Raw genomic sequence first — 20,176 nt, 5'->3', positions numbered from 1 at the left:
ATTCCCAGTATCCCGGTTCCGGCACGGTCGTGACCTCCGGTCGTGTGCACACGGCCGACCGGTGGGTCGAATTGTCCGTATTTGCCACAGACGTGGTGCATAGGGCATCTTTAGAGGTAGGTGTGCCGGGAAGTCTGGTCGGCAACTCGATCCGAAACCACGGATCGGGTTCGATCAGTCATGGAGGCACCACACGATCACCCCGGCCCCGTTCCGTTTCCCCACCCCACTCGCGCATGTCACGATGGGCCTCGGGTGGGATCCCGTCCGTCGCAGAGGCCTGTTCGGCAGGAGCCGCAAGGACATCGACCTCAATGCCGCGGCACTGATGTTCGCGGGACCACGCCTGCTCGACGTCGCCTACCACGAGAAGCTGACCTCGAACGACGGCGCGGCACGGCACCTCGGTGACAGCGTCACCGGCGACGGTGACGGCGACAACGAGGTGATCGTCATCGACCTGACCGCGATGGACCCGCTCGTCACCACGATCTTCTTCGTCGTCAGCTGCTACTCCGGCCACACCTTGGATCAGGTCGAGAACGGCTTCTGCCGAATCACCGACAGCGTCACCGCCACCGAACTGATCCGATGCGATCTCGCGGACACCGGGCCGCATACCGGCGTCGTGGTCGCCAAATTGCAGTACCGCGAGGGTGATTGGGACTTCACCCCGATCATCGACCCCATCTCGGCTCGCCACCTGACCGACGCCATCCCCCACCTCGGAGACCACCTGGTCGAATCACACTGATTCACCCCGATCCGCTGTTCGGCAGCCGGGAGCCGGGAGCGCCGTCCGGCTTTCCCGAGCCGTCGGGCGAAACCGATGGGGTCGCGTCGAGAGCGCACCAGGTTCGGAAACCTGTGCGACCTCGAAGATCTCACTTCGACTCGATGCGGCCCAGAGACGAATTACCCTCCAGCAGTGCCGAACACGCCTGCTTCCAGCCGATGTCGTCGATGTCGAGGGCTTTCCGCAGGTAGGCCAGCGTGACCCGTTGGATCAGGTCGACCCGTTCCGGACTCTCGTCGGTCGTCTCGGCGGCTTCGTAGCCGGGGATTCCGCCGAGGGAGTGTTCGGCGCCGAACACTGTGAGCAGGCTCTTGCTGCCGGGGCTCGCGTGGTACGCGTCGGTGAGCCAGTCCGGTCCGCGAACCGTCAGCGGGGAGTCGTCGTGGTCGCCCGCGACCACCAGCGCCGGGGTGGTCATCGCCGCGAAACTCGGGTGCATGAACGGGAAATGCTCGGCGGCGAACGGGCTCAGGTCCGCACCTCCGTGTCCGGCGGTGGCCAGGAGGACACCTGCCGCGACGCGGGAATCGGACAGGTCGACGCCGTCCCCGCCGTCGGGTTCGTGGACGCGCGCTCCCAGGAGATTGCCCGCGGTCTGGCCGCCGAAGGAGTGGCCCGCCACCGCTATCCGGTCGCGATCGACCCGACCGGCGAGGCCGGGAACCGAGGTCTCCAACTGTTCGAGCCGGTCGAGCACGCGGGTCATATCCGCCACTCGCGACCGCCAGATCAGCGGTGTGCGGGGATCGTCGGGGGCGAGGCGCAGGGTCCGGGAGTCGAGGTGGGTCGGTTGGATCACCACGAAACCGTGCGCGGCCCAGAAGTCGGCGAGGGGGCCGTAGCCGTCCGACGACGAGCCGAAGCCGTGCGAGAAGACGAGCACGGGCAGTGCCTGCCCGGTCACCGGCGCGGATACTCGTACCCGCAGGTCATCACCTCGTTCCGGCGCGGGCAGGACGATCGGCTTCACCGACACGACCGGCGCGGGCGATTCGATACCCGCGATCATCGTTGTGTTCGACTGGTTCACGCAGAATTCCTTCCGAGATCTGTCCCGCTCGACGGGCGCAACGGCAGGGCCGTCGGCGCGATCTGACAGAATGGAGAAACGGGACGCTGTCACGTTTGACTATACGGGACACTGTCCCGTTTATCGACCGCGCCGCGAAAGAGAGGACGAGGTGAACGACGACCGCACCACCGAGGGCACGACCCGCCCCAGAAGGGCCGACGCACGGCGTAACGAGAAAGCGCTACTCGACGCGGCGGCGGCGGCGTTCGTCACCTCGGGTGTCGAGGTGCCGATCCGGGATATCGCGACCAGGGCGGGCGTCGGCACGGCCACGATCTACCGCCACTTCCCCACGCGCGCGGACCTCATCATCGCCGTCTACCGACACCAGGTGGACGCCCTCGCCGTGGACGGCCCCGAACTCCTGGCGACCAGCGCGACACCGTACGCCGCCCTGCGATCCTGGATCGACCGCTTCGTCGATTTCGTCATCACCAAACAGGGACTCGCCGCCGTACTCCAATCCGACGACCCCTGTTTCGACCCGCTGCACTCGTACTTCCTCGATCGACTGGTCCCCGTCTGCACCGAAATACTCGATGCCGCAGCCGCTTCCGGGGAGATCCGCCCCGATCTCGACGCCTACGAACTCATGCGCGGAGTCGGAAGCCTGTGCGCGGGCGCGAGTGCGAATCTGCGTTACGACGCACGGCGGCTTATCGAATTCTTGATCGCGGGACTTCGCCGGACCGAATGAACCGCGGGACGCTCCCATGCCGACGGATCCCAGCCGTCGGCACCCGGCAGTTCGGCCACTCCCGCGTGCTCGCCGCTCCGCATTCGCCCACTCGGGTGCCATCAGCCAGCAACTAGCAACTAGCAACTAGCAACTAGCAACTAGCAACTAGCAAGCGATTATGTGACTGACTATTCATAGCTCGCGACGAATGGCCAATTCTTGCCCCACCACTCGCCGAGCTAGCTTTCACCTGTAGCCGACAGTAGGCATAGCCTATAAACAAGGATTATCCGACTAACAGGCAGATGCGCGCCCATCCGAAGCCTCGTCATCCACAGTTCTAATAGCCCACCTGAGGCCATTAAGTTAGTATAAATTCTCTACCACCTGCCAGCGTGAGCACCTCGTGCTCCCGCACCGGGTGATGCTCAACTCAATGAGGAGTGGCGACGATGCACGGACTCACCAGACGTCTCGGATCGAGAGTCGAAAACGAACCGAAACCTGACCGGTCCCCGTCGACGACCAGAAGCGGGCGCTGAAATCATGTGTTCCGCAGCGCCTTTCGCCTCCGACCCGCCTACGTCGGAGAACGTATCGATCTACGACCGGATCGGCGGTCGCCGAGCCATCGAAGTCGTCGTCGAGGACTTCTACGCGCGCGTCCTCGACGACGCCGCACTGTCGGAGTTCTTCGCGGGCGTGAACATGGCACGCATGCGAGGACGTCAGGTCGAATTCTTCGTCGCCGCCCTCGGCGGTCCCGAACCGTATATCGGCCCCTCGATGAAACAGGTCCACCGAGGTCGCGGCATCACCCGGCACCATTTCGACCTGGTGGCCCACCACCTCGCGGACGCACTGTCGGCGGCGGGAGTACCTGCCGAGACGACCGGCCTGATCATCGCCGCCATCGCACCGTTGGCCGACGACATCGCCTCCGGCTGACCGCCACCCGAGGACTCGTCAGTCGACCCGGCACACGCGTGCGTGCGTCGACCGGTGGTCGTTACGAACCGTGCCGCACCGGCGAGGTATCGATCGCGCGCAACTGTTCGGGTTCGACGGCGCGCAGCACCGCGAGCGACGCCGTCACGGCGAGGTCGCAGGCCGCGTCGATATCGGCGCCCGCCACGATGACGGCACGGTAGGCGATATCGAGGCTGATCCCGAGGAGCATGGTGGCGAGGGTGTCGGCGCCGCCGTGGATGGGTGTCCCGCGTTCGGCGTAGTTCGCTCGCAACCGCTCGGCGATACGCGGTTCCAGGGCGGCCGAGAGCCGTCGCCCCGGATGGCTGTCGTCGTATCGGTTGTCGAGCAGTACCCGGAAGCCCTCGGGGTGTCGGCGCGCGTAGTCGAAGAGCGATTCGACCGAGTAACGGGCGCGCTGCCCGTACTGCATCGTCTCGCCGTTGTCGTAGATCTCGAACATCCAGGCGGTCAACGCCTCGAGTTCGCGTTCGATCACCGCGTCGACGAGTGCGTCGCGAGAACCGAAATGGGCGTAGAGGGTCACCCGGGAGGTGTCGGCGCGCTGCGCGATGGTGTCCATGGTGGTCCGGGCGACGCCGACTTCGGCGATCACCGCGCAGGCCGCGTCGAGCAGTTCGTTGTCGGTGGGGCGATTGCGGGTACTGCGACGTGCCGTCTTCCCGCGGTCCGGCTTTCCGGTCACGCTCCCCCTCCCTGGTGTGCCGCACGCCCTCGCCTGCGGTCTTCCGATCGAACGCGGCCACCGTGGTGGCCCGCGTCAGGTCATGGCGGGACCAACCGCGGATTCTCCGACATTACCGAAGTACGCCGCCTCGACCATATCCCGGCGATCACGCAACTCGGTCGCCGAACCCGACAGCGCGGCCCTGCCGTGGTGGAGCACCACCGCGGAGTCGGCGATCGACAGCGCCAGTTCGATATGTTGTTCGACCAGGACCACGGCCATGTGCTGGTCGTCGGCGATCACCCGCAGTCGCGGCAGCAGATCCTCGACCGCGATCGGTGAGAGCCCGAGGCTGAGTTCGTCGATGAGCAGGATTTTCGGCGCGCACAGCAACGCTTTCGCCAGCGCGAGCATCTGTTGTTCACCACCGGACAGGGTGCCGCACCGCCGCGAGCGCATGGACCCGAGCTTGGGGAAATAGTCCAGGACGTCGGCGATCGACGGACCGTGTTTGCGTCGGGCCAGGCGCAGGTTGTCGTCGACCGAAAGGCGGTGGAACACCCCGCGACTGTCGGGTACCAGGACGACGCCGCGGCGCGCGTTTCGCTCGACCCGTCGATCCAGCGGTTCGCCGAGCGCGGTGATGGTGCCCGAGAGCACCGGCAGCGCCCCGACCGAGGCGAGCAGGGTCGTGGTCTTGCCCGCGCCGTTGGGCCCCAACAGCGCGAGTATCTCACCCGGTCGCACCTGGGCATCCAGTTCGCGCACGGCGGGCACACCGCCGTACCCGACCGTGAGCTTATCGATGCGCAGCGCCGGATTCGTCTCGGACACAGGTACTTCGGCGATCGCCGAGCCGGTCATTCGGTCTCTCCTGCCGGTCGGGCGGCACTCGTCGTCGCCGTGGTTTCGCTCTCGCCCGGCCGGGCGGTGCCCAGATAGGCCGCGATCACACGGGGATCTTCTCGGATCAGGGCGGGCGCTCCGGCGGCGATGACGACGCCGAAGTCCAGCACATACAGTCGCGTACAGATGTCGAGGACCAGCGACATGTCGTGGTCGATGAGCAGCACACCGACGCCCGCCTCGGCGACCCGGCGCAAATGCCGTCCGAACTCCAGGCTTTCGTGCGTGTCCAACCCGGCGGCCGGTTCGTCGAGCAGCACCACCCTGGTGCCGCCGACCAGGGCGCGCGCCACGCCGACCAGTTTCTGCTGGCCGAGCGTCAATTCATCGGGACGCCGGGCGGCCACGCCCGGCACGCCCACCAATTCCAGTGCCGCGTCGACGGTTTCGCTCGGCAGCGCCGAACTTCCGAAGATATCGGAGAACAGCGTGCGCAGACCGGTCGGCGCGACGGCGACGGCGAGGTTCTGCGCGACCGTCAGATCCCCGAACAACTCCCCCGCCTGCCACGTCCTGGCCAGTCCGGCGCGGCGCCGGCGGTGCGGGCCGAGCTTGTCGAGTGCGACACCTTCGAGGCCGACATGTCCGGTGTACTCGGTGAATCCGGTGACGGCGTCGACGAATGTCGTCTTGCCCGCACCGTTGGGTCCGATCAAGCCGACGATCTCACCGGCGTCGACGGCGATATCGATATCGGTGTTCGCCACGACGCCGCCGTAGCGCACCGACAACCCCGACGTGCGCAGCAGAGGCGTCAGGTCATCCGACATGGGCCACTGCCTCCTTTCCGGTGTCTGCGACGGGTTCGGTGACCGGTTCTCGGGCCGGTCGACGCGAAAGAGTCGCGGTGAGAGACTCTTTCGCGGAGGCGAGCGCGCCCGCGATGCCGACGGGATTGAGCACCGCCATCAGCAGCAGTACCCCCGCGGCGATGAGGTCGTAGTACTCGCCGAGTTCGAGAGTCTGATTGAGGAATACGTAGCCGACGCCGAGCGGGCCGACCGTTCCCGCGAGGAACGCGCCCGAGACCGAGGTGATGCCGCCGACGTAGGTCATCGCCAGTACCGTCAATCCGATCATCACGGTGAACGATCCCGCCGAGAGCTGCCCTCGGCTGTAGCCGATCAGGCAGCCGCCGATACCGGCGAGGAAGGCCGAGACGGCGAAGCCGAGCAATTTCGTCGCCGCGACGTCGATGCCGACCGATGCGGCCGCGCGCTCGTTGGACCGCACCGCCAGCAGCGCGCGGCCGGTCGCACCGCCCATGATCCGCATCACCGCCAGCGTGCAGATCGCGACGACCACCAGCACCATCAGCGCGAAACGCAGGGTGACCAGGTCGGTGCCCTCGCGGACGCCCAGGTCGAGGCCGAACAGGGTCGGATCGGCGATGAGATTGCCCTGCGCGGGAGTCAGCGACGGGTTGTTGAACACGAAACTCTGGATCGCCAGCGCGGCGGCCAGGGTCACCACCGCCAGTTGCGCGCCGCGAATGCGCAGCGCGGGCACCCCGACCAGGACACCGAGCGCGGTGGCGGTCGCGGCCGCGGCGATCATTCCGAGCGGAAACGGCACGTGCCAGCCGTCGGACAACTTCGACAACGCGAATCCCGCGGTACCCGCGAAAGCCATACTGGCCAAGGAGATCTGACCGAGATACCCGGTCAGCAGCACCAGTGACAGCGCGATCAGCGACAGGATGATCGAGGTGACGACGCCGTAGCGCCACGTGCCCGTCGTCGAGACGATCGCGAGGACGGCGACCGTCAGGACCCCGGCCGTCGGCACGATCCTGATCCGCGGGATCCGCACCGCGGGCATCTTCACCGCCCCGAGCGAGCCGCGCGCGGGAATCCGGCCGCCGAGCAGGAACAGCGCGATCACGACGATCACGAAGGGCACCGCGTCACCGAGCCCGGCCTGCGCCCAGTTCGGCAACCAGTCCTTGGTGTCGATCCACAGCACGACCGCCTGGAAGGACCCCAGTCCCAACCCGGCCGCACAGGCGACCGCGAACGACGACAGCCGTCCGACCAGCGCCGCCGCCAGCGCCGGGATCACGTAGAAGGTGTAGCTCGTCTCGTTCAACCCGATGGTGTACGCGGCGAGTACCCCGATGAGCCCGCAGGCGGCGCCGGTCAGCGTCCACACGATCGCGGCGAGCCGATCGGGTGAGTATCCGGTCAGCCGGGCCGCGAGTTCGTCCTCCGAGCCCGCGCGGGTCGCGATACCGGCGGTGGTCAGGGTGAAATACGCGCGCAGGCCGACCGCGACGGCGATCGCGATCGCGGCGAGAACGAGATCGGACACATTGATCATCGCACCGGCCACCGTGACGGTGTTCTCCGGCAGAATCGGTGACGCGAAAAGGTTTTCGGTGTCGAACCGCAACCCGACCAGCGCCTGGATGAACAGCATCAACCCGACCGAGGCGACCACCTGCGCCAGTACCGGCGCGTGACGCAGCGGACGGAACACCACCAGGTGCGCCAGCAGCGCCCAGACCGCCGCCGAGGCGATTCCCAACGCGACCGCCGCCGCCATCGGCGTCGGATGCTCCTCGCTGCCGAATGCGAGACTGCCGATCGGCAGGACGAACGTCCCGTCGGTCCGCAGTGCCGCGACGACATACACCGCCCACAGCGCGAACGCGCCCTGCGCGAAATTGATGATTCCCGTCGCGGCGTGCACTCCTACCAGCGACGTGGCCAAGACGGCGTATACCGCGCCGACCGCGAGGCCGAGAAAGACGAACTGCAAGAACTGGCCCATGTGCCCTTATTTCTGTGGATGGCCGAGGCCGTGGCGGGTGGGCCGCCGAAAGTCCGGCGGCCCACCCCTCACGGTCATCCCCCGTCGATTACGCCGCGCCCGGAATCAGTTTCAGGACTTCGGGACTCGGGGTGATGTACCCGCCGGCAACCGGTGCCTGCTTCTTGTCCCCGGTGACCTCGAACAGCAGCATGTCCGTGGTGCAGTTCGGCGAGGTCGCCTTGCCGCAGGTCAGTTTCGGGCCGAGGAAGCTCTGGTAGTCGGTCAGGCTCTTGAGCGCGGTCAGGATCGAAGGACCGGTGAACTCGGCCGGGGCCGCCGAGGCCAGCCCCTGGGCGAAGTCGACCAGTAGCGAGAAGGTCCCGTAGGCGTAGAAACCGGCTGTGCCACCGGCGTTCTCGATGAATTTCTCGGCGGTCTTCAGATTGGATTTCGCGGGCTCGGGAGCCGAGTCGACGGCGGGCGGCAGCCACACCGGCGAATAGGACTGGGCGCCGACCGCCTGCGCGCCCATGATGTCGACGAATTCCGTGCAGGCCGCGAGAAATACGGTGCCCGAGTACTTCACGGACTTCAGCGCCTGTGCCAGCTTGTTACAGGTGTTGTCGTTGGGTGCGGTCATCAGACCGCCCGCGGCGGGTGAACCGTCCGCGATCGTCGACGCGAGCGCGGTGAAGTTCGGGCCGGTCGGCGGGTAGTACGCGCTCTTGACCTCGATGCCCAACTGCTTGCCCAGCGGAGTGAGCAGGTTGTCGAAGACCTGATGCGCCTGGGGCAGATCGGAATTCACCAGGGTCAAGGAGTTCTTCCCTGCCTGTTTGAGCGATTGCAGGAATCCGACCAGGAAGGCGGCGGGTGGCGGGCCGAAGAACACCCGGTTCTCCGGTACCGCGCCGGTCGCGGTATTGAACGGAATCTGGCCGACCAGCGGAATTCCCGCCGACGTCAGAATCGGCATGGCGGCGGACGATTCGGCGTTGTAGCCGTCGAGCGCCGCCACCACACCGGCCTGCACGAACTGGTTGGCGCACGAGATCGTCGACTCCGGCGAGGTGTTGTCGATACCGCAGTCGACCACCTCGATCGGATGTCCGCCGATTCCGCCGATCTGCTTGTTGATGTATTCGATCGCCGCGTTCTTGCCCGTCGTCACACCCGCCTGGGTCGCCGGGCCTTTCGACGGATTGAACAGGCCGACCTTGATCGGCGTGCCCGTGGCCTCGACGCCCGGGGCGATCGAGGTGCCACCGCCTGCCTCGGAACTGCTGTCGTCGCCGCACGAAACGACGGAGAACACGCACGCGGCGGCCAGCGCCGCCGCCGCGATTCGACCGGATCTACTACCCATGCTGAATGCCCTTCCAGGCCGGGTCGTGCCGGGCGATCAGCGCCGGGCACCCCGTCGAGCTACATGTTTCGACGCCGAATCGCACACTCGGCGATATCCGGCGACCCGATCCTGATTGTGATCTGGGCCACTAGAAGCTAACTCAGCCTTACACGAGTGTCAAGCTGAATCCCGACAGCAATTTCTCGGAGAAACACGAGGTGAGATGCCTTGTATCCCAGGCGATGAGTCGCGCCCGCGCGGCCCGGGGCGGGCCCGTGTCTAGCGCGCGGCCCTGGCCGCGAGCACGGCCGCGACCAACACCGTGACCCCCTCCGCGATCGCGGTGCCCCCGAGCGCGTGCGCGGCCGAGACCGTCGTCGCTCCGGCCAGACCGAGGAATACCGTCCCGAAGCAGGCGATGCCGACGACGATGCCCAACTGGACATTCGTGACCAGGATGCCGCTCGCATCGGCGGCCAGATCCCTCGGAATCCGGGCGAGTGTGCGCGTCATCAACGGGCTGAAGGCGAGGCCGTTGCCCAGTCCCATGAAACCGGACAGGATCAGCGCCGCGACCCCGAACTCCGCGCCGTCGCGCAACAGCATCCCCATCGCGACCATCGACACGGCGGCCACGACCAATCCGGCGGGAATGGTCCTCGCGTGCGACCGGGCCGGAAGGCGCTCCCAATACAGGCTTCCCAGCGCGAAGGTCAGGCCCATCGGTATGAAGAGCACTCCCGCGTGCAGGGCGCTGTAGCCGAGCGTGTTCTGCAAGTGGATGGCGATCACGAACATCCATCCGCCGAACGTCGCCATGACGACGAACAGCGTCGCCGCCGTGAGCAACAGCCGAGGCGCACGTAGTGCGCGTCGCGCGAAGAGCGGTTCCCCGCCACGCGCCGCCACCACCCGCTCGATCAGCAGGAACGCGCCGACCGCGATCACACTGGCCCCCAGGCTGATCCAGGTCCACAGCGGCCAATCCTGTTCGTGTCCCAGCACCAGCGGCAACACCAACAGCAGCACCGCGACCGTGAGCATCCCCAAGCCGGGGAGATCCACCGCACGGTGGTAGCGCACGGAATCGGCGGGCAGCACCTTCGGCGCGGCGACGAGCAGTGCCAGGCCGATCGGCACATTCACCAGAAAGACACCGCGCCAACCACTCTCGAACAGATCCGCGTACACGATCAGCCCGCCGAGCACCTGCCCGACCACCACACCGCCGGAAATGATCGCGGAGTACAGGCTCAGCGCCTTCGCGCGGGCGTTACCGGTGAAATCGCGCTGGATGAGCGTCATCACCTGCGGCACCATGGCCGCGGCCCCGATCCCCTGCGCGAATCGGAACACGATCAGCGCCGTCTCGTCCCACGCCAGACCACAGGCCAGCGATGCCGCCGTGAACGCGGCGAGCCCGGCGATGAAGACGCGGCGCTGACTGAACCGATCACCCAGCCGCGCACCCGTCACCAGGAGTACGGCATAGGCGATCACGTATCCGGCCACGATCAGTTGCAGCGACGATCCGCTGGTGCGCAGATCGCCGCGAATCGAGGGAATGGCGACATTGACGATGGAGGAGTCGAGCACCGCCATGAACTGTCCGGTGAGTATCACCGCGAGCAGCGCGACGGTACGGCGCGCGCCGTACCCGGTGGGCGTAGCCGCGGCGGTATTCGATACGGCCGAGGCCGGTTCGGGCGGCAAGGTCTGAGTCATGACCACGAGCATGCGTCTTCACCGGCACCGGTAACAGGAGCCCGGTGACACCGGTACCACCGACACCCGGATACGCGCGGCAGAACCCGCACCGGTAGTACGGCCACCCTGAAACGGGTACCGGTGCCACCTGGATAACCCTCGGCGATTCGGCGACGATCGAAGGATGACGGACACGGTGGACGCGGGCACCCTGCGTAAAGCCCGGCGTAGCGAACTCGGCGCATTCCTCAAGTCGCGCCGCGCGCGCATCACCCCCGGCGACGTCGGCCTCCCGCCCGGCCCACGCCGTCGCACCCCCGGCCTGCGGCGCGAGGAAGTCGCGCAACTGTCGGGGGTCGGCGTCACCTGGTACACCTGGCTCGAACAGGGCCGCAACATCAATGTCAGTGTGCAGGTGTTGAACGCGGTGGCACGGACACTGTCGCTCGATCCCGCGGAGAAGGCGCACCTGTATCGCTTGGCGGATGTGCCGACGGTACCCATGGCGCACGCGGACGCGGCGCTGCCCGAGGAATTGCAGGTGATCCTGGACCATCTCCAGCCGCTGCCCGCCGTCGTGTTGAGCGCGCGCTATGACGTGCTCGCGCACAACATCTCCTACGAGGCGCTGTGCCCGGGATTTCTGCTCGGTGAGCGCAACGTCGCCCGGCGAATCTTCCTGACTCCGGAATGCTGCAACGCCCATCGCCACAATTGGGATGATCTGCGGCGCATGGTCGGATATCTGCGCGGCGCGTACGCGAAGAATCTCGGCGATCCCGACTGGGAGCGGTTCATCTCCGAGTTATGTTCGGAGAGCGCGAGTTTCGCGGCGATCTGGGCGCGCAACGATGTGGCGAGCCCGGCGAGCCGCACCAAGCAGATCCGCAATCTCGCGGTCGGTGAGCTGGAGATGTTCTTGACCAGCATGTCGCTGCCGTCGGTTCCGCACGCGTGGATGCAGGTGTACACACCGACCGATGACGCGGCGTGGGAGAAGTTGCGTGAACTGCTGGCGATGAGCGAACAGGAACGCCATCGGCCGTGGAACGAGCACCGGGAGCGGTTCCACGCGGCCGCGGCGGGATAGGTTCCGCGCCGAGCGGTCGACGCTATCCGGCGGTCGCGGGGGCCGTACGCCGCCGCGACCGCCGGATTCACCCGGGATCCGGCCGAAAGACGCGGGGCGTCAGACGCTTTCGAGGATCGCGTCGACCCGCGGGTAGGTCGGATACTCGATGCCCGAGATGTATTGCACCGTGCGCACCACCTGGCACGAGTAACCGAATTCGTTGTCGTACCAGACATACAGGATCGCGGTGTCGCCCTCGACGATCGCGGCGTTGGCGTCGATGATCGATGCCGCGCGCGACCCGATGAAATCGGAGGACACCGCGTCGGTGGCGGCGGTGTAGTCGAGGTTGCGGCTCAACGGTCCGGTGAGCGAGACCTGTCGCAGGTACTCGAGCACCTCGCTCTTGTTCGTCTCCCGCTCGAGTTGCAGGTTCAGGATCGCGACGGAGACGTCGGGGGTGGGGACCCGGATCGAGTTGCCGGTGATCTTGGCCTTGAAATCGGGCATCGCCTTCGCGACCGCGGAAGCGGCGCCGGTTTCGGTGAGCACGAGATTGAACGGCGCGGAACGGCCGCGACGGTCCGCGCTGTGATAGTTGTCCAGCAGGTTCTGATCGTTGGTGAACGAGTGCACCGTCTCGACGTGGCCGCGGACGATACCGTACTCGTCGTCCATGGCCTTGAGCGGCGGAACGATCGCGTTGGTCGTGCAGGACGCGCACGAGAAGATCCGCTGCGACAGGTCCAGGCTGCGGTGATTGACGCCGTGCACGATATTCGGGACGTCACCCTTGCCGGGGGCGGTGAGAACGACCTTCGCGATACCGGGGCGCAGATGCTGCGACAGTCCATCCCGATCACGCCACTTGCCGGTGTTGTCGATCAGGATCGCGTCGTCGATCCCGTATTCGGTGTAGTCGATCGTCGTCGGATCGTCGCTGTAGATGAACTTGATCACGTTCCCGTTGGCGATGATCGTGTCGTTGTCGGTGTCGACCTTGATCGTGCCGTTGAACTGGCCGTGTACCGAATCCCGTCGCAGCAGCGACGCCCGCTTGGCGAGATCGCCGTCGCCGCCCCGGCGCACCACCACCGCGCGCACGTTCAACCCGTTGCCGGATCCGACCTTCTCGATCAGCAGGCGGGCGACCAAGCGGCCGATGCGGCCGAAACCGTAGAGGACGACATCCTTCGGGCCGGGAGGCTGCGCCTTGTTGCCGTTGGTGACGTCGACGAGGACCGAGGCGGTGAAATCGCGGATCGACAGTCCACGATCGTCGGCGCGGTAGGTCGTGACCAGGTGACCGAGGTCGATCTTGCACGGCCCGAGGTCCAGTTCGGCGAGCACCCGCAGGAAGGGCAGGGTCTCGTCCACCGACAGTTCCTCGCCCTCGATCTGCCTGGCGAAGCGGTGCGTGCGCAGAATGCTGATCACCGACTTGTTCACCAGCGATCGGCTGTGCAGCAGGACCGTCACGCCCTTCTCTCGATACAACGTGCCGATGATCGGACTCATCGCCTCGGCAGCGGCTTCCTGTGCGTTCCAGCGGTCAAGTTGTTCGGTAGTCAACGCAAGTCCTCGGGTTCGCTCGATGTGTTCGCCGACTCGACTCTAATCAGCGCCGCGATATCACCGAGGCCGGATACCCACCGGTGAGGTGGGCGTTTCACCGTCGACATCGTCCGCGACCGCGGACCGGAGGACTACTTCGGGGTGGGCCTCGGTCACACCAGCAGGGCCTTCGTCTCGGCGGCGGCGGGGTCGGCGAGCACTTCGGCGGTATGGCCGCGCTCGACCACCCTTCCGCGCGCGAGCACCACGATTCCCGGGCAATACCCGGCCACGACGCTCATGTCGTGGCTGACGACGAGAATGCCGATTCCTCTCTCGACGCGGGTGCGTTCGACCAATTCCATGATCGAACGCGCGGTCGCCGTGTCGAGGGCCGAGGTGATCTCGTCACAGACGAGGATCTCCGGTTCGGCGGCCAGGGCGCGCGCGATGGCGACACGCTGCCGCTGACCACCGGAGAGCTCGTCGGGATACCGGTGCAGCAGATCCTCGTCGAGTTCGACGCTGTCCAGCAGTTCCGCGGCACGCTCGGCGATCTCGGACCGCACGGACATCCCGGTCAGGCGCAGCGGCCGCGACAACGATTGCAGCACCATGTGTTTCGGGTTCAACGTGGACAGCGGATTCTGCGGGATCAGCTGTATGCGTCTGCGTTCACGGCGAGACCGGCGCGCACGCCCGACACCCAGTGCGCGACCGTCCACCTCGAGGGTGCCCGACGCCCCGGTGTGGATTCCCGCGAGCACCCGCGCGAACGTGGTCTTCCCCGCCCCCGACGGCCCGACGACCGCCACCGACTCCCCCTCGGGGATTTCCAGGTCGACCGCTTCCAGGAGTTTCCTGCGGCCGACCGTCGCCGATATCGCGCGCGCCCGCAGCGCCGGTGGCCCCGAGGTGACCGGATCGCGCAGCCGCGCAGCCGAATGCGCCAGCTCGGCGGGCGGCTCGCCGAGCGCGACGACCTGGTCGGCCAGTCGGTGCAGGATTTTCGTGTCGTGACCGGAAACCACCACGGCGACACCGTCATCGGTCGCGAGCGAACGCAGCAGATCGGCGATGCCGTTGCGCAATTCCCCGTGCAGGCCCGCGATCGGTTCGTCGACGACGAGCACCCCCACCTTGCGGGCCAGTGCCAACGCGAGCGCGACCCGCCGCTGTTCACCGCCGGAGAGTTCACCCGGACGCCTGCGCAGACAGTGCTCGGGCAATCCGACCCGGGCGAGCACAGTGCCCGGCACGAGATCGGTGGCTCGGTGCGCCGCTTCGCCGAGCAGCGAACGAATACGCATCGTCGGATTGAGCGCCGCGCCGGGATCCTGGCCGACGAAGGCGATGTTCTCCCGCCGGAAGGATTGCAGCGCGGTCGGACTCAACGCGAAGACGTCCTGTCCGGCGACGTGCACCGAACCACTCGTTCGTGTCGTCCCACTGGACAGATGACCCAGTACCGCGCGCATCAGCGTCGTCTTTCCGACACCGGACGGCCCGGTCAGCGCCGTCACCGATCCCTGCGCGACCCGAAGCGAAGTCGGCGCGAGCAGCACCGCGCCCGACACCGAACGAATCGACAGGTCCTCGACCGTCACCCCGCCGGTCATACGCCGCGCCGTCCACGTCCGAACGCCGCGACGGCGCTGTTCACGCTGACCGCGAGCAGACCGATCGCGAGACTGGGAGCCAGGACCGCGGCGGGATTGAGCAGGATCCCCGACGCGTTCTCGCGGACCATCACCGCCCAGTTGGCGTCGCCGAGGGTGGTGGGAAGTTGCAGGAAAGCCGCGGTACTCACGAGATACATCGCCTCCACGAATCGTAATCCCAACTGGGTCAGCAGTGTTTCGCGCAGATTCGGCAGCACTTCCCGAAAGACGAGATAGCTCAACCGTTCTCCGCGAGCCTGCGCCGCCTCGATGAATCCGGAGGCCGCGACACCGGAGGCCGCGGCGGCGAACACGCGCGCGGAATACGGGGTACCGGCGATCACCGAGACGACGACCAATCCGACGGCGCCGGATTCGGGCCAGGAGAGCATGAACAGCAGAATCGCCAGCACCGGGGGCAGCAGCATGCCCAGGTCGGCGGTCCGCTCGATCCACGAGCCGGTCCTCGGATACAGGGCCGCGATCGACCCGAGGATCGCGGCGAACGCCGTGACGAACACGGCGATGGTCGCGCCGAGCAGCAGCAATCCCCAACCGCCGCACAACAGCTGGCTCATGACGTCGCGCCCGAGCCGGTCGCCGCCGAGCCATGCGCCCTCGCCCGGTTTCTCGAACGAGATGCCGACAGGGTGGTCGACCGAATTCGGCGCGAGGGCTGGACCGACCACCGCCACCGCGACGACGAGGGCCGCGGGCAGTACGGCGAGCCACCACCGTCGGGAGCTGGTCGACGTCGTCACGGCCGACCTCGATTCGACCAGGCGCGAACGGCATCGGCCATCAGCAGGACACACATGATCGTCGTTCCCGTCAGTGCCACGACGGCCGCGACGAGGGCGGTGTCACGGTCGGAGACCGATCCCGCGACCATCGCGCCCATCCCCGGGTAGTTGAATATCGTCTCGACGACGAGCGCACCGCCGAACAGGGTGCCGACCGAGGTCGCGAACGACGCCGCGATGGTCGGCAGCGCGAACGGCAGCACATGGCGCAGCAGGACCGTTCGCTCGTCGAGGCCGTTCAGGACGGCGCTCTCCACATGCGGCGCGGAGGCGGCATCGGCCAGCGCGCCGCGCACCACGCGCACATTCCAGCCCGCCTGCGGTATCGCCAGCGCGAGCACGGGCAGGATCAGCATCTCCGCGCTCGCCGGATACCCCGATCGATCGGTGAAAGTGACCGCGGGCAGCCAATCCAGCCAGAGCGAGAAGACCAGAACCAGCAGGGTCGCGACCACGAATTCGGGAACGGCGATCACGAACGCGGACCCCGGTTGCAGCAGACGAGCGGCGGTGCTCGTGGGCCGCGCGGCCCACCACAGGCCGAGCAGCAGCGAGACCACCACCGTGACCGCGAGCGCGATCGACGCCAGCAGCAGGGTCTGCGGGAATTTGGCGGCCAACAGGTCGTTCACCGATTGGCCGCGGGCCGTTGTGCCGAAATCGCCGGTGGCGGCCCCGCTGAACCAATTCCAGAACCGGACCGGCAACGGCCGGTCGAGTCCCAGCTCACGCTCCTTCGCCGCGATCCGTTCGGGCCCCGCGTCACGTCCGAGCACCGCTCGCGCCGCGTTACCCGGCAGGAGATCGACCACGACGAAGACGAGGGCGAGCAGTGCGACGAGCAGACCCACTCGTCGCACCACCAGTCCGGAGACTGCGATCAACTCGACAACCACACTCGTTCGAGCTGCACGCGGCCGTAGCCTCCCAGTTTCGGCAGATCCTGGACCGACCTGGCGGCGACGTCGATTCCGTCCGCCATGCCCCACACGATGTAACCACCGCGGTCGTACTGGATCTTCTGGATCGCCTTGCTCGCCTCGGTGAACTTCGCGCCCGCGGGCGCGGCCAGAGCGTCGGTGTAGGCCTTGTCGAAGGCCGCGTCCTTGAAATTCGTCTCGTTCCACTTCGTCCGCGAGGTCAAGACCTTGCTGGCGTAGAACATCACCGAGTCGTTGGTGCCCCAGTTCACCGTGTACAGCGGCGCTTTCAGCCAGGTCTCGTCGTAGAAGGCGTTGGCTTCCTGGACGACGACCTCGAGTTTCACGCCGATGTCCTGGATCTGGCGGGCGAAGACCTTGGCCGACTCCACCTCGCCCGCCGCCTCGGACTTGGTGACCAGCGGATAGGTCTTGCCGGTATCGAATTTCGCGTCCGCGAGTAGCTGCCTGGCCCGGTCGACGTCACGTTTGCGCTGTGCGAGCGCGGTGTCGTAGGTCGGATCACCGGTGCCGAGAACGTCGTTCGCGACGGCGCCGTAGCCCGAGAGAACCTGGGCCACCATGCCTTCGCGATCCACGCCGAGACGCAGCGCCTCACGGACACGCGGATCGGCGAACGGACCGTCGGAGGTACGCATCGCGATCACGACGGCTATATCGTTCGGACGCCGGATGACCTGGAGATCACCCCGGGCCTCGGCCGTGCGCCCCGCCACCGCTCCGACGCTGGATGCCACATCGATCTGTCCTGCCATGACCGCGTTCGCCATGGATTCGGGGCTCTCGAACAGCGTGACCTCGATCGCGTCGAGCAGGGGCGCGCCACCGTGCCACTTGTCGTTACGGACCAGGCGAGCGTTGCCGTTGGTGTAGGACTCGAGTTCGAACGGCCCGCTGCCGATACCCTTGCTGTAGTCCGTTGTCCCCTTGGGCACCACGAAGGTCATCAATCGCAGCAGCAACGGCAGCTGACTGTTGGGACCGGCGGTCGTCAGCACCACCGCGTTCGGGCCCGCCGGATTGATATCGTTCACCGACGCGACGGGCACCTTGGTCTCGCCCGCCACCTCGCGCAGTGTGCGCAGCGACCACACCACGTCGTCCGAGGTGACGGGGCGGCCGTCGTGGAACGCGGCGCCTTCCGCGATCGTGAAGGTCCAATTCCGCTGTTCGGCATCGGATTCCCATTTCGACGCCAGGCGCGGCGCGACATTCGGGTCGTTTCCCGGAACGGTCAGCGGGTCGTAGATCAGCGACATGATCAGGAAGTCGCTCTCGTTGCTGATGGTGGCGTAGGGATCACGCTCGGTCTTCGACGACTTTCCGATCGCGCCGATACGCAATGTGCCGCCGGATTCGGGAGAGCCACCCGACGACGATCTGGAATTGTCTCCACAGCCCGCGATCGCCAGTATGGCGCTCATTCCGAGGCCCGTCTTGAAGAGATTGCGCCTGTTCAAATCCACTGCTCGACCTCACCCATACTCACGCTACAACAAAGGTTAGCCTCCGCTAACTCAGATGAGGCTAACCTCCGAACGACCCGGCTGGCAACAGATTCGGCCGCACAGGCACGATCGTGATACGAGATATCAAGGGGCAGAGCATGACAATTCGGGTCGCTACCGAAAAATGTTGCACCCCAGCCGGAAATGCGACGATATCGAATTGCTCGCACACCGATATGGCGCATTGTCCGATGCGCCGATCCGAAGACCTCGCGCAGACAACGCGCCGACGGAATTCGACTATTCGGCCGCGTCGGTGATCACGGACGCGGCCGTGTCGACGAGCCGTGAATCGACAGGACGATCGCCTGAACGGCACTCTGTCGGCTCCTCGAAATCGGTGTGGCAAGTTCCGCTATCGCACCTCCGTCGATCGATACGTCGTCGATCCGCGCGCCGGGCTCGTCCCGGCAGAACGACCGCGCCCGAACCACGTTCGCGGTCCCGCGACAGCAGTATCCGACCGATGACCCGCGCGAGGAGGACGACCGGATAATTCAGAGCCATCTCGTGACCTCGGGAACTCCCACAGCGCACGGCCGGACGCCGCGCAGCCGGGGTTCACCGTGTCCGTCACGGCCGCGACCGTACCGATCGACAGCTGTGACGACGCTGAGAGACGATCCGGCCCACCGCTTGCCAGCGTGGGTATGTATGCGATATGGCGCGGCGCCGGTCGACGTCCGGGGGTGTGCCCATATATCCGGGGCCTCGATCTCGCGCGCCATCCGCCCTACGATTCAGCGAAGCGGCCACGAAAGCCGTTCGGAGGCAGGGGCATTCCATGCGTTGGAACACGATCAGAACGATATCGGCCGTCGCGGGCGCACTGCTGACGGTTTCCCTGGCCGGACCGTTGGCCCCGGCGTCGGCCGAGGTCACCGGCGACGGCCCGTTGCCCGCGCCGTCGGCATCGTGCTCGACCTCGCCGACCGGCGGGAGCGTCGAGCGCCCCCTCGTCCACGAGGGTGAGTCGAGGCCGTACCGACTGTTCGTTCCCAGCGGCCTGACCGGGCCCGCGCCGCTGATCGTGGCGGTACACGGCGGGCAGAGCAGCCCGTCGATCTTCGAGCCCCAGACCGGCTGGAACTCCTTCGCGGAGACCAACAAGGTCATCGTGGCCTATCCGCGGGGCAGCAAGAGCGAGGGCGCCGGCAAGTGGGCGTGGGAATTCGCGAGAAATGTCGGTCCCGACGTCTCTTTCCTGCGCAAAGTCGTCCACGACGTCGCCGTCTCCTACTGTGTGCTCCCGAAACGGGTTCACTTCGCCGGCCACTCCAACGGCGGCCAGATGACCTCCCGAATGGCATGTGACGCAGCGGATCTGATCGCCTCGGCCGCGGTCTGGGCAGGCCCCAAGGGCGCCTGGGACCTCGCCGATTGCCCCGCCTCGCGCAAGATCGCCTTCGGCGTGATGCTCAACGACAACGACCCCGTCGTGTGGCAGTGGATAGCCGAGCAGCATCGCGACCACTGGCGACAGATGAACAACTGCGGAACCGAACACGGTGAAACCGGCCCCGGCGTACTCACCGGACAACGATTCGACTGCGCCGCGGGAACTTCGGTGATCTACCGACTCTACGACGGTCCCGACGACGTATCCCAGGCCCACGTGTGGCCCAGCGGCGCGCGCGGCACCGACGTCCGCGCCCGAATGTGGTCACTGTTCACCGCCAACCCACTCCCCTGATCGACACCGATAGCGGCACAGTCGA

General features: G+C 66.7%; 17 protein-coding genes. 5 read left to right on the top strand and 12 right to left on the bottom strand.

Annotation, left to right across the window (positions count from 1 at the left end; genetic code table 11):
- Positions 1-163: 163 nt before the first annotated feature.
- On the top strand, positions 164-754 hold the full coding sequence (locus tag JZ792_RS08195; RefSeq protein WP_308165206.1) for a TerD family protein: 591 nt from the start codon (positions 164-166) through the stop codon (positions 752-754).
- Positions 755-884: 130 nt separating this feature from the next.
- Here JZ792_RS08195 and JZ792_RS08190 read toward each other — a convergent pair whose 3' ends face one another.
- Positions 885-1,826: an alpha/beta hydrolase family protein gene (locus JZ792_RS08190; RefSeq protein WP_438804306.1), complete on the bottom strand. Its 942-nt coding sequence runs from the start codon at positions 1,824-1,826 to the stop codon at positions 885-887.
- Between the two features lie 151 nt (positions 1,827-1,977).
- Here JZ792_RS08190 and JZ792_RS08185 point away from each other — a divergent pair, with 151 nt between their 5' ends.
- Both JZ792_RS08185 and JZ792_RS08180 read left to right on the top strand, forming a co-directional pair.
- A complete protein-coding gene (locus JZ792_RS08185) occupies positions 1,978-2,565 on the top strand; it encodes a TetR/AcrR family transcriptional regulator (RefSeq protein WP_308165198.1) in 588 nt (195 codons plus the stop codon).
- A gap of 528 nt (positions 2,566-3,093) precedes the next feature.
- Entirely contained in the window at positions 3,094-3,495 is a 402-nt protein-coding gene (locus JZ792_RS08180) for a group I truncated hemoglobin (RefSeq protein WP_216908444.1), read from the top strand.
- Positions 3,496-3,556: 61 nt separating this feature from the next.
- Here the strand turns inward: JZ792_RS08180 and JZ792_RS08175 are convergent, their stop codons facing one another.
- The 6 genes from JZ792_RS08175 to JZ792_RS08150 form a co-directional block, all read right to left on the bottom strand.
- On the bottom strand, positions 3,557-4,222 hold the full coding sequence (locus JZ792_RS08175) for a TetR/AcrR family transcriptional regulator (protein ID WP_216908442.1): 666 nt from the start codon (positions 4,220-4,222) through the stop codon (positions 3,557-3,559).
- Between the two features lie 75 nt (positions 4,223-4,297).
- Positions 4,298-5,068: an ABC transporter ATP-binding protein gene (locus JZ792_RS08170; RefSeq protein WP_216908439.1), complete on the bottom strand. Its 771-nt coding sequence runs from the start codon at positions 5,066-5,068 to the stop codon at positions 4,298-4,300.
- Positions 5,065-5,880, bottom strand: coding sequence for an ABC transporter ATP-binding protein (locus tag JZ792_RS08165; protein ID WP_216908437.1), 816 nt, complete (start codon positions 5,878-5,880; stop codon positions 5,065-5,067). The genes JZ792_RS08170 and JZ792_RS08165 overlap by 4 nt, the downstream gene beginning before the upstream one ends.
- Positions 5,870-7,882 carry an ABC transporter permease gene (locus JZ792_RS08160; protein WP_216908436.1) on the bottom strand — a complete coding sequence of 671 codons (2,013 nt, stop codon included), beginning with the start codon at positions 7,880-7,882 and terminating at the stop codon, positions 5,870-5,872. The genes JZ792_RS08165 and JZ792_RS08160 overlap by 11 nt, the downstream gene beginning before the upstream one ends.
- Positions 7,883-7,970: 88 nt before the next feature.
- Complete coding sequence (locus tag JZ792_RS08155; RefSeq protein WP_216908434.1) at positions 7,971-9,230, bottom strand: ABC transporter substrate-binding protein; 1,260 nt, start codon at positions 9,228-9,230, stop codon at positions 7,971-7,973.
- Positions 9,231-9,491: 261 nt separating this feature from the next.
- Complete coding sequence (locus JZ792_RS08150; protein ID WP_216908432.1) at positions 9,492-10,937, bottom strand: MFS transporter; 1,446 nt, start codon at positions 10,935-10,937, stop codon at positions 9,492-9,494.
- A gap of 166 nt (positions 10,938-11,103) precedes the next feature.
- Between JZ792_RS08150 and JZ792_RS08145 the strand changes: the two genes are divergently transcribed.
- Positions 11,104-12,009 carry a helix-turn-helix transcriptional regulator gene (locus JZ792_RS08145; RefSeq protein WP_216908430.1) on the top strand — a complete coding sequence of 302 codons (906 nt, stop codon included), beginning with the start codon at positions 11,104-11,106 and terminating at the stop codon, positions 12,007-12,009.
- Between the two features lie 99 nt (positions 12,010-12,108).
- Here the strand turns inward: JZ792_RS08145 and JZ792_RS08140 are convergent, their stop codons facing one another.
- The 5 genes from JZ792_RS08140 to JZ792_RS08120 form a co-directional block, all read right to left on the bottom strand.
- On the bottom strand, positions 12,109-13,563 hold the full coding sequence (locus JZ792_RS08140; RefSeq protein WP_216908428.1) for a glyceraldehyde-3-phosphate dehydrogenase: 1,455 nt from the start codon (positions 13,561-13,563) through the stop codon (positions 12,109-12,111).
- Between the two features lie 155 nt (positions 13,564-13,718).
- Positions 13,719-15,152 carry an ABC transporter ATP-binding protein gene (locus JZ792_RS08135; protein WP_216908426.1) on the bottom strand — a complete coding sequence of 478 codons (1,434 nt, stop codon included), beginning with the start codon at positions 15,150-15,152 and terminating at the stop codon, positions 13,719-13,721.
- A gap of 8 nt (positions 15,153-15,160) precedes the next feature.
- Positions 15,161-15,967: an ABC transporter permease subunit gene (locus tag JZ792_RS08130; RefSeq protein ID WP_308165197.1), complete on the bottom strand. Its 807-nt coding sequence runs from the start codon at positions 15,965-15,967 to the stop codon at positions 15,161-15,163.
- Positions 15,964-16,893, bottom strand: a complete 930-nt coding sequence (locus JZ792_RS08125) for an ABC transporter permease (protein ID WP_254189485.1) — start codon at positions 16,891-16,893, stop codon at positions 15,964-15,966. Before JZ792_RS08125 ends, JZ792_RS08130 begins: the two co-directional genes overlap by 4 nt.
- A complete protein-coding gene (locus JZ792_RS08120) occupies positions 16,890-18,374 on the bottom strand; it encodes an ABC transporter substrate-binding protein (protein ID WP_216908545.1) in 1,485 nt (494 codons plus the stop codon). Before JZ792_RS08120 ends, JZ792_RS08125 begins: the two co-directional genes overlap by 4 nt.
- Positions 18,375-19,242: 868 nt before the next feature.
- On the opposite strand from JZ792_RS08120, the gene JZ792_RS08115 reads away from it, so the two are divergent.
- Positions 19,243-20,151 (top strand): CE1 family esterase, encoded by a 909-nt coding sequence (locus JZ792_RS08115; protein WP_216908424.1) that lies wholly within the window; start codon positions 19,243-19,245, stop codon positions 20,149-20,151.
- Positions 20,152-20,176 lie beyond the last annotated feature (25 nt).

The organism is Nocardia noduli, from assembly GCF_019038455.1.
GTDB lineage: Bacteria > Actinomycetota > Actinomycetes > Mycobacteriales > Mycobacteriaceae > Nocardia > Nocardia noduli.
The sequence above is the reverse complement of the archived record's forward strand: the minus strand, read 5'-3'. Positions and strand labels throughout refer to the sequence as shown.